This window comes from Betaproteobacteria bacterium (assembly GCA_016709965.1).
Taxonomy (GTDB): Bacteria; Pseudomonadota; Gammaproteobacteria; order Burkholderiales; family Rhodocyclaceae; genus Azonexus; species Azonexus amarohabitans.
In genome coordinates this window covers 1215684-1225582 of sequence record JADJLT010000006.1, presented here as the reverse complement: position 1 = coordinate 1225582, position 9899 = coordinate 1215684, and the positions used below count along the sequence as shown (strand labels likewise).

At 64.4% G+C, this 9899-nt stretch carries 4 protein-coding genes and 6 pseudogenes; 8 read left to right on the top strand and 2 right to left on the bottom strand.

Going from position 1 to position 9899, the window contains the following annotated elements; genetic code table 11:
* Positions 1–352: 352 nt before the first annotated feature.
* Positions 353–667, bottom strand: a complete 315-nt coding sequence (locus IPJ12_20325) for a hypothetical protein (protein MBK7649431.1) — start codon at positions 665–667, stop codon at positions 353–355.
* A gap of 801 nt (positions 668–1468) precedes the next feature.
* Here IPJ12_20325 and IPJ12_20320 point away from each other — a divergent pair.
* The 5 pseudogenes from IPJ12_20320 (at position 1469) to IPJ12_20300 (ending at position 6726) form a co-directional block, all read left to right on the top strand.
* Positions 1469–2040, top strand: a pseudogene (locus IPJ12_20320) (hypothetical protein).
* Positions 2041–2371: 331 nt separating this feature from the next.
* A pseudogene (locus tag IPJ12_20315) lies at positions 2372–2688 on the top strand (hypothetical protein).
* 72 nt (positions 2689–2760) lie between these two features.
* Positions 2761–4383, top strand: a pseudogene (locus tag IPJ12_20310) (ATP-binding protein).
* A pseudogene (locus IPJ12_20305) lies at positions 4370–5374 on the top strand (toprim domain-containing protein). Before IPJ12_20310 ends, IPJ12_20305 begins: the two co-directional pseudogenes overlap by 14 nt.
* A gap of 284 nt (positions 5375–5658) precedes the next feature.
* Positions 5659–6726: pseudogene (locus tag IPJ12_20300) on the top strand (DUF932 domain-containing protein).
* Positions 6727–6775: 49 nt separating this feature from the next.
* On the opposite strand, the gene IPJ12_20295 reads toward IPJ12_20300, so the two are convergent.
* Entirely contained in the window at positions 6776–6940 is a 165-nt protein-coding gene (locus IPJ12_20295) for a hypothetical protein (protein ID MBK7649430.1), read from the bottom strand.
* 254 nt (positions 6941–7194) lie between these two features.
* Between IPJ12_20295 and IPJ12_20290 the strand changes: the two genes are divergently transcribed.
* The 3 genes and pseudogenes from IPJ12_20290 (at position 7195) to IPJ12_20280 (ending at position 9899) form a co-directional block, all read left to right on the top strand.
* On the top strand, positions 7195–7494 hold the full coding sequence (locus tag IPJ12_20290) for a hypothetical protein (GenBank protein MBK7649429.1): 300 nt from the start codon (positions 7195–7197) through the stop codon (positions 7492–7494).
* A 12-nt stretch (positions 7495–7506) separates the two neighbouring features.
* A pseudogene (locus tag IPJ12_20285) lies at positions 7507–8143 on the top strand (hypothetical protein).
* A 40-nt stretch (positions 8144–8183) separates the two neighbouring features.
* The gene (locus tag IPJ12_20280; GenBank protein ID MBK7649428.1) at positions 8184–9899 is read left to right on the top strand and encodes a TraI domain-containing protein; all 1716 of its coding nucleotides are present in this window, start codon (positions 8184–8186) and stop codon (positions 9897–9899) included.

Below are 9899 nucleotides of genomic sequence, written 5' to 3'. Positions count from 1 at the left end.
GCAGTTGGCCTACCTGCGCATTCAGTTGTGGCGGGTTGCACCTGGTGGATTGCAATCGGAACCACCATGGGAAGTAGCGGTGAATGGAACGGTTGGTGGTTTCTTCTTTACCGGAATATTACGCTATCGTGGAAGTTCCCTTCCACGCAGCAGCCATCGACGCTAATCGCCACCCGCAGATACGGTAGTTCCATGCTTCCGGCAACGCGCGCTGGCGTCGGCCTCCGTTTGATCGACCGCCGCGTCGCGTTCCGGACCGGGTTCGTCTGCGCATCCGGTGTGCTCCACGGCTTCCGCCTTCTTGCCGCTTTGTCCTGCTGCGGCTCTTCGACGTCGTGCGCGTCCAGGGCATTCATCCGCCGCCGCAACCCCATCGCAAAGTTCCGCGCGCCATTAGCGACATCGCGCACCTTCCGTTTGAGACCGCGCGCCGTATGTCGACGGTCTGGGTGGTAATCACCTCGTGAATTTCCAGGGCCGCAATAACGGCATCAACTGGTCGAGTTTTACCCAGCACCTCCAGGAAGCGTCGACCGATGGACGACAGACATGGACGGTCCATATCCAGCGGCACGGTGTCGTAGGTCGCCAAGCGGTAATGCCATCGATCTTGAATAGCGCCTTCGCACCGTCGATGGTTTGTTGAGGTTTCGGTCACGGCGTCCATCTGGGCTCGAATGGCCTCTCGACCTGGCGACGTCCTCGTGGTCGAGCCGCGTGCGAGCGATCACCGAGATGAAGCGGGCAGAGTTGCAGCGTGTTGAACAGGCGCGCGTAGAAGCGCTTGCCCCTCGGCGCTGGTGAATCGCGTCGGCATCTTTCAGGCTGGCCGCCTCGACGCGTCGGCAGTCGGCCTGGACCTCCCGGCAAGAATGCGGAATGTTGACGGCCCCCGTGGTCTACCTGACGATCTGGATCTCGACATGCCGTGCTCCTCGAAATACCGCGTTTCGGGCCGATCATCCTGTGCCGGCACATGATCTGCTACCGGAAATGGCCGTCACCCGAGGGGGCTTTTTACGCATCGGGGCCCGATCGGGCCGGCTTGGGATTGACCTGGCCATCCGGCACCACTACCTGACGTCCATGCAGCAGCTGGCCCTGCATTCTAACAAGGCAAGCCTTGGAGTCTCGTCTGTCGCGTATGCCATCGGCTCCACCGGTGCCGCGTGGCGCTGATCTTGCCGGCACCGATATGGGTGCCTGCTAGTCGCGCCTCCCATGCCATCGAGGCAAGTTGAGGCAGGGCGAAGCGCTTCCAACGGTTTCGTAAGCGCCCTCCCCGAAAGCCTTCCTCGGATCGGTAGCTGGCACACCGATCACGGCGGTTCCCACCGCCCGTTCAAGCCAGCCCTGAGCTTCTTCCCATAGCGCCGTTCCGCCCGTAGCGGGTCGGCCATTTCTTTCACCCCCACGGGGCATATGCCCCAGTCAGGTGCGCGTTGCCTCCATTTTTCCTGAGCCAACGATGCTGAATCCGAGCGTATCCCCCTGAGTTTTCCGTCCCACTCCTGTGGGCCCAGTTTTGCCGCCGATTCTTCCTCTTTCGCGGCCACCGGCGCCACCGTCCGGCGGCGATCCCCGATTGCGCCGCCCTGGCGCTTTGCTCGACGGCGAGATGCGCCCGTCGAATGGAGCGAGGAAGACATCGTCTTCCTGCATTATGACTGCTGCAGGAAGTCAGCCAACTGGCCGACCCGGCGACGCCCCTGGCAGAAAAGTTCGACACCCTGCGCTGGGTGTTCAGCGAGCGCGAGAAGGACGGCCTGCCGTTCTTCGTGAGTTGCTTGCGTGTCGTCGGCTGCAGTCCGCTGTCGCCGATCGCTTACTGCGGTCTGGTCGACGCGGAGGAAGTGCGCGACCGCATCCGCCACAGCCTGAAGGCCTGGCTCGACGCCACGCTCGAGCGGCTACCCTGACTGGGTGTTCGACGCCGTCGTCCATAACCCCGCATGGGTCGAGGCCCGACTCGCCAAGAACCCCCAGTGGATCAACGAGCAAATCAAGCGGATGGCATTGCAGGGCGACCTGTTCACCTGATGCCGTCTCCCCATTTTTCGGGCTGGTCGCCAACGCGAAGGCCCTCCCCTTTCAAGGAGTCATCACGATCACTTTCAAGGATGTCCTGTGCCTGCTGGCGATCTTCGCCGCTTCACGGCATCGTCGGACGCCTGACTGAGAAGATGCGGTAGGGCTGAACAGATCATCGGCGAACGGCATCACGCCAACCGTCTGATGACGACGCCAGCCGACCGCGAAGCCCTGGCGCAGATCAACGATCTGCCCTTCGATCCATCTACCCGCCGCACGGATGCAGGCGCACCCGAAGACGGGCAGCGCTGCACATCGCGCGTGCTGTGAGGAGGCCGCCATGCACACGCAAACGCGCATCACGCACGACGCCCTAGTCCTGCTGACCGTCCAGGCGCCGGAAGACATCGAGTTCCTCGTCAAGAAAGCGAAGTCCTCACCGGCCGGGCCGGCCGTACCTTCGTCATCGCCGGCGCCGACTGGCTGGCCTACCGAGTGCATTGGCATCCGATCGGCCCGAAGGTCGAGCGGCTCGATGCCGGGGGCCGGGTCCTGAGCGCCCAGCACCTGCTGCCCCGGGAGTTCCTCAGGCACAGCCTGATGGAGGCCCTGGCCGCCGGCCAGTTGTTTACCCCGCCGATCCGCCGTCTCGGCTGACCGGTCGTCCTTCCCCCTTGGCGGGCCTGTCCCGCCGGGGCTGGGTGCCGCCCGCACTCATGGAGCATGATCATGCAGATACAGGTTCAAATCAACGAGGAAGGAGCGCTGCGCAACCAGCGCTATGCCTTCACCGACCGCTTTACGCTCGTCTCCGAGTTGTTGCAGAACGCCCGCCGTGCCGGAGCGATGCGCATCGAGATCCATTACGACGCCACCTCGCGGATACTGCGGGTGGAAGACGATGGCCGAGGCCTCGACGACTTTCAGAAGCTCTTGAGCTTCCACGAGTCGGGCTGGGATGCGGCCACCAGTGCCGAGGAGCGCCCTTCGGGGTGGGCTTCTCGAAGTGCCTGTATGCCGCCACGCGCTGTATCGTCGCCTCAAAGCATCAGCAGGTCGATATCGACACCGCGGCGGCACTGGCCAAGGCGTCCATCAATGTGGAATCCATGACCGAAGCCGTTGCCGGCACCCGGATCGAGCTTCACGGCGTTGACCTGCCCGACCTGGGCAATCGCATCGAGACCTTGTGTCTGGGTTTTCCGGTGGAGGTGCTGTTCAACGGCAAGCCGCTCTCGCGGCGCTTTGCCGCCGCGAACCTGGCGACTATGGCCAGCCCGATGGGCGCGGTCCACCTCGCCGGTACGCGGGACGGTCAGCACAGCCACGACACGATGGTCTTCCTGCAGGGCTTCTGCGTCATGAAGCCCAACTACTGCCCGTTCGACGAGGTCAATGTCGTGCACCTGGATTCACGCCAGTTCATGGCGCGCCTGCCGGATCGCGATGTTGATCGTCGAGGACGTACAAAGAAAGCGGATCGATACCGAGTTGAAGGCCTGCTGGCGCCAAACGCTGGAGGTCGCCAAGGCCCAGCTTTCGCCCGAGCGTTTCGTCGCAATCTATTACGCGACGATGCGCGCCTGGGGTCATGTGGATCTACTGAACGACCTCGACGTGCTGCCCGCCGAATTGTTCGACGAGATCGTCGACTATCCGATCCAGGACGATGACCGCAGCTATGTCCGGCAAGTTGCCGGCGCCCACCCGGCAAGCCGTCGAGAGCGGCGTGGTGACACTGGTGTCGCTCGACTGGTTGGGCGACGACAACGCGACGCGCTGGATGTTGGCCCGGGCCAAGGGCTATCTGGTCTTCGACTGGATCGGCCTGAGTTCGAGCACTGGGCATGGCGCTACGTACGTTTCCTGGATCAGGAAACGGTGCGGGTCGAAGCGGTGTCGGAACAGATCCGCGTCCAGTTGGAAGGACGCTGGGTGTGGCCGACGGTGATCCTGTGCGAGAGCGTCATCCTGCGCACCGCCATGGACGTGGCCGTGATCACCGACGCGGGCGTCTGCCACGGGGATGTGTTGGTACATCCCGGCCGGCGAGACTCCGGCGAAGCGGTGCGGCAGGCATCGTCCTTCATCGACGAAAACGACCAGTTCCTCGCTTCCGGACCTGGACGCGGACCGCGACGCGCTGGCGGACCTCATCCGTCGCCTGCGTTCGGTCGATCCGGTGCATACTCTGGACTCGCTGTTGCAGGAATTGCGGCTGGGCAGGTATCCCCTGCTGCACGGCAAGGCCTTTCAGGTCACCGTGGGGTGGGTGCCGCGCCCGGCCATTCGGTGGCCCTGGTCGCCGAAGCGGGTTCAGCCAACACGGGAGCTTGCCATGCAGGATCGTGAGTACGCGGCCCGCATCGAAGCGGTCACAGCGTGCCCATGGCCGGTGGACGGAGATCCTGGCCTGCCTGGGCGTGGATGAACGCATCCTCAAGCGACGCAACCTGCCTTGCCCGTTGTGCGGTGGCACGGATCGGTTCCAGATACCGACAAGTTCGGCGAGGAAACTACCACTGCCGCCAATGCGGCCCGGGTGGCGGCTTCCAGTTGCTGCAAGCCGTCATGGGCGTGGACTTCAACACCGCGCTGCGTGACGTCGAGCGCTGCCTGGGGATGATGCCGGTGACGGCACCGTCCCGAAGCTGCGAGCCTTCGGCCGAGCGCATGAAGAAGCTGGCCCAGCGCATCTGGAACGAGGCAAAGCGGTAACGGTGGGCGACGAAGTCGATCGCTACTTGAGCGGACGGGGTCTCGCCCTGCCGGTCTACCCGAAGGTGCTGCGCTTCCACCCTGCCCTCGGCTATTACCAGAAGGAAGCCGCCGGCAAGTCACGCAAGGTGGCCGAGTACCCGGCGATGCTCGCCTGCATTCAGGGTGCCGACGGCCACGCCGTGACGCTGCACCGGACCTATCTGCGGACGGCGGCAAGCTCGCGGCGCTCGATGCGAAGAAGGTGCTCTCGGCCGGGATCAACGGCGCCGCGGTCCGCTTGTTCGATGCGACCGAGGAACTGGCGATCAGCGAAGGTATCGAGACCGGCCTCGCCTTGCATCTGGCGACTGGCAAACCGGTCTGGGCTGGGCTCAACGCCGGCAACCTGGAGAAGCTGTGGCTGCCGGATTCGGTGCGTAAGGTTCGCATCTATGCCGACAACGACGCCGATGGCGACTTTGCCGGCCAGGCCTTTGCGTTTGCCCTGGCGCGCCGACTGAAGCGGGAAGAGAAAAATAGCGGTCGGCGGCAGGTGCGGGTGTTCCTGCCCAAGCATGCCGGCACCGATTGGGCCGATGTTTGGCGCCAACGCCTGGAAGCCCAGGCGCCGCTTGCGGCATGAATGTTTGATGAGGGGTGCGGCCGGTTGGCTGCACCCACCTTTTCAGCGGCACTGCATCAGGCGGTGACGGTGAAAAGGCCCTTTGTTTGCCCCACTGGTAGTTGTCACACCAGGCGGCGCCCCACGGCACCGCAAAGACAGCCCTGGAGTTCCGGCGCGATTTCTCGCGCCATTTCTGGACCTGCAACCGCCGGTCCGTCATCGACCCTGGCGGGGATGCGCTTCCCCGGAGGGGTGATGCCGTCCCCCTTTCTTTTCCGAAATTTACCAAGAAGGAGATTGCTATGAAAAACGGACGTTCGCTCGTTAGCCTGGCCCAGGAACTGGAGCGCCAGCTGCATTCGAAGAAGGACTTGGTCCTGCCGTCTACGCTGGTGCGTCATGCTACCGACGATCTGGGGGGCACGCGACTCGTCATCGAGGAAGGCGGCAGCCCGGTACACTACGGTGTCACCCCGCTGGCGCGCCGCCAGTTGGCGGACAAGCTGAAAATCCCGTATGCCCTATTTCGAGCGCATGCGCGAAGACCAGCCGGCCCTGCTCGACCGCAATGTGAACACCTGGCTTGCAGAGGGAGGACGAGCGGCGCATGCTGCGCACCCTGGACGGTCAGGTGCGCGCCGTGTTGTCGGATCGCTACCGCCGCCTGGACAACTTCGACCTGGCCGAGAGTGTGCTGCCCATCCTGCAGCAACTGCCCGAGGTACGCTTCGAGTCGGTCGAACTGACCGAGACGAAGATGTACCTGAAATGCATCACGCCACGCCTGAAGTACGAGATGGCGCCCGGCGATGTGGTGCAGGCCGGGGTGGTGATCTCGAACTCGGAGGTCGGCCTGGGCACGCTGTCGGTACAGCCGCTGCTGTTCCGGCTGGTGTGCAGCAATGGCTTGATCGCTGCCGACCGGTCGCTGCGCAAGACTCACGTGGGGCGCGCGCTGGGCACCGAGGATGATCGCATCCAGGTGATACCAGGACGACACCTTGCGCGCCGACGACAAAGCCTTCTTCCTCAAGGTGCGCGACGTAGTGCAGGCGGCGGTGTCGGAAGCGACCTTCCGCCAGACGGCGCAGAAGATGCAGAAGACGCTCAATATCCCGCTGGTGGGCGACCCAGTGAAGACGGTCGAGGTGCTGGCTCAGCGCTACGCCCTGAACGACAGCGAGCGCGCCGGTGTGCTGCGCCAGCTGATCACCGAAGGTCAGTTGTCGGGCTATGGGCTGGTCAATGCGGTGACGCATTACAGCCAGGAAGTCGAGGACTACGACCGCGCGACGGAGTTCGAAGCACTGGGCGGCCGGCTGATCGACTTGCCGGCCCATGAGTGGAAAGGCTTGGTGGAAGCGGCCTGATCCAGTAAATCGCTGAAAGCCGGCCGGGGTATCCGCCCCGGCCCGGCCTTCAGCCATTCAATACCATAATACCGACGGCGCGCTGCCCCAGCATTAGATCGAGTGGCAGCGCACCATCCACCGGCGCAGTAGGCCGGCCTTCGCGCTGAGTAGCCGCTTTGGCTTCATCGTCGCTCTTGGCCCGCTTGTCGAAGTCAATTTCTCCTCCGTCCACAGTGCAATGCCAAACGCATCTAACCGTCCACACGGCGGCGGCACTATTCGTCAAGCGATGGCTTCAAACGGAGCTTGCGTGTGGCAAGAAGAGCCGCGCCCACGTTTTTCATAAAATGCTATTGCTATTTAATGTCAACAAAAAATATGCTGACTCCTCGCTCTGACCGGGCCATCGCACCGGATCGCTCATGAGGCTTTCCACCATCGATGCCGAGGCACCAGCCGCTCCAGAGCCAACCGGAGTACAGGACCATGAGTCGCGTGACACTTACCGATGTCGAATGGATCAACCTGAACGTGCTGGTCGTCATTCGCTCCGGTCTGCAGCATGACCCCGCCTCGACCTGTTGCAGGTACGGACTCAATACGGCGCAAGCCAACCGTCTTCGCGAACTGAGCCTCGACGAGTTGTGGTCCTTGGTCATCCACGTCGGCGACACGACCCTGTTCCCACCGCGCGCCGACCTGGTGACGTTGCTGAGCACGCCGCGAGCATTGGCGGGTCCGATGGCACTCGTTCATTCCCCCATGCCGATGGAAAGTCGGCGGTAGGAACCACGACCCATGCCGACCCGCGGCGACCGGCATCTGCGCGCCATGCAACTGGCGAAGCAGTTGGTGGCGCTTGGCGCACGGCTGAAGACGATCCACCTCATCACCGGCATCCCGCCGCGCCAAGTGCAGAGTCTCTTCTTCCCCGATGCCCATACCATCCCGCGCGGACGCCCCCGACTCGCCCGAGTGGTACCACGGCGCCAACCTCATCCTGCGGACCGACGCCTGCCTCATTGGCGCCAGGTACCGCCAGTTGCGCAACCAGGGACTCGCGGCCGGCGAAGCCCTGGTCTTCGCCTACCGCGCCTACCAGGCCGCCACGGTCCCGCCTTACCGCATCAGCCTGGACCGGGCCTTCAACCTCGTCTCCTATATCGATGGCATCTGGCTGGCCAGCGCACCGACGCTGTCCGTGCTGACCTGCCCCGGGTGTGGCTGCGAGTTCATTGCCGCGGTCGGCACCGTAACGCACCGCGGTGAACCTTGCCCCTTCTGCAAGCTGCTGGAACGCTTTCACCTGGACCATCGCATCCAAGCGTCTTACCCGGCTCGCCACGCCCTCGACAAGACCGAGCGCCAACTGGGCATGCTCGCGCTCTTTCACAAACTCAGCCCCGAGGCCGAAGGCGATAGCCCCTCTGAATAGATCCCGTTTCAGCGCGACAAGCAAGATAGCCGGCCGAAGAATGCCTACTTCGCATTCTTTCCGGCATCGCCGTACCGCCATGCCCGCCACGCCAACACCTGACTCTTCCTACCCCGCCTCCGACCCAGGGTTCGCCGCCGTGCCGGTCGAGGATCTGCTGGCGGGCGAAGCTGACCTGATCGCACGCATCAAGCTGTGTTACGGCATCGACCGGGACAGCTTCGAGCGCGATGTCCTAATGCTGGTGCGCCGCTACGCCGCCTGCGTGCATCTGCTGCCGGCGACCGCCGACAACTACTTCAGCAAGCCGGGCGGCCTCTTGCGGCTCGGCCTGGAGACCGCTTTCTTCAGCCTGCAAGGCACCGATGCACACATTTTTTCGGGGCGGATGAGCATCTCGGCACGCCGCCAACTGGAACCGCGCTGGCGCCATGCAACCTTCATCGCTGGGCTGTGTTGCGAATTGCACCGGCTGATGAGCCATATCATCGTCACCGATGCGGCCGGCGAGGCGTGGCCGGCCTTCCTGCGGCCGCTGGCCGACTGGCTGGCGACCCGGGGCAGCGAGCGCTATTTCCTGCGCTGGCGGCCCCAAGCCGTCGAGGCGCGCGGCCTGGGCCTGTTCGCCCTGCCCCATGTGGTGCCGCCCGCGGTGATGGCCGACCTGTCCGAGGGCAACGCAGTCATCGTGCCGCATTTGCTGGCCAGCATCGGCGGCATTCCGGTCTATCGCGACCACAACATCCTCGACGAACTGGTCCGCCGCTCGCTGGCGCTGGTCATCGACCGCAACCTGGTCGCCAGCGCCGACCGCTACGGCTCACCGCAATACGGCTCGCACCTGGAGCGCTACCTGGTCGACGCCCTGCGGCGGCTCACCAGCGGCAACTCGGCCTGGATAGCCAACCGCGAGAAGTCGCGCCTGTGGTTCGGACAGGATGGTCTGTTCCTGGTCTGGCCCGGCGCCGCCGAGGATGTGCACCAACTACTCGAAGCCGACCAACTGGCCGGCATCCCCAAGGCGCCCGAGACCATGCTGGAACTGCTGCTGGCCGCTGGCGTGTTCGAAGCGGCAGCGGCGGGCCGCGCGACCTGGTCCATCCAGCCGCCTGGCGCCAAATCCCCCCTGGAAGCCGTCAAACTCTCGGCCCCGGCCATTCTCATCACGGGAATCGAACCGCCACCCGTCGCCTTGCACCAGGCACTGGAATTCAAGCCGACACCGGCGTCTGCGCCAGTTGCTCCGCAGACCCCTGCTCCCGTGCCACCGCTGGCGCCCCTGAAGAGCGGCACCCAGTTGTCGCTCATTCCGCCGTCCGAGCCGCCCGCCGAGAGTGACGTCCGCGTGACGCCGGTCGAGGAAACACCCGGATCACTCTCGCTGGAACCGGCGACAACACCGCCTGCGGCGACATTCGTCTTGCAAGCCCCGATGCGTCTGAACCCGGTCGTGCGCGACGCCCTGGCCGAGGCCGTTCGCACGCTCAACGATGGCCTGGGTCCGCCCACTGTCTGCACCGTCGCCCAGGGAGTATTCGTACCGCTGGAGGAATTCGGCCGGCGCGGCGTCCAGCCATCCCTGGCCATGCGTGCCCTCACCGAGGCGAACCTGTTGGTGAAAACCAACCGCAATGGCCCGCCGACGCTGTCGCGTGAATTCAACGGCAACCCCACCGTCGGCATCGTGCTCGATCCGCGCTGCGTGAGCGGACTCGATCTGGCGGGCTTTGCCGCACCACCGGCGGAGGGAAGCTGA

Excerpts from the sequence above, each read along its gene's own strand:
- IPJ12_20325 (MBK7649431.1), bottom strand. The coding sequence starts at position 667 with ATGGACGCCGTGACCGAAACCTCAACAAACCATCGACGGTGCGAAGGC.
- IPJ12_20290 (MBK7649429.1), top strand. The coding sequence starts at position 7,195 with ATGAGTCGCGTGACACTTACCGATGTCGAATGGATCAACCTGAACGTG.
- IPJ12_20280 (MBK7649428.1), top strand. The coding sequence starts at position 8,184 with ATGCCTACTTCGCATTCTTTCCGGCATCGCCGTACCGCCATGCCCGCC.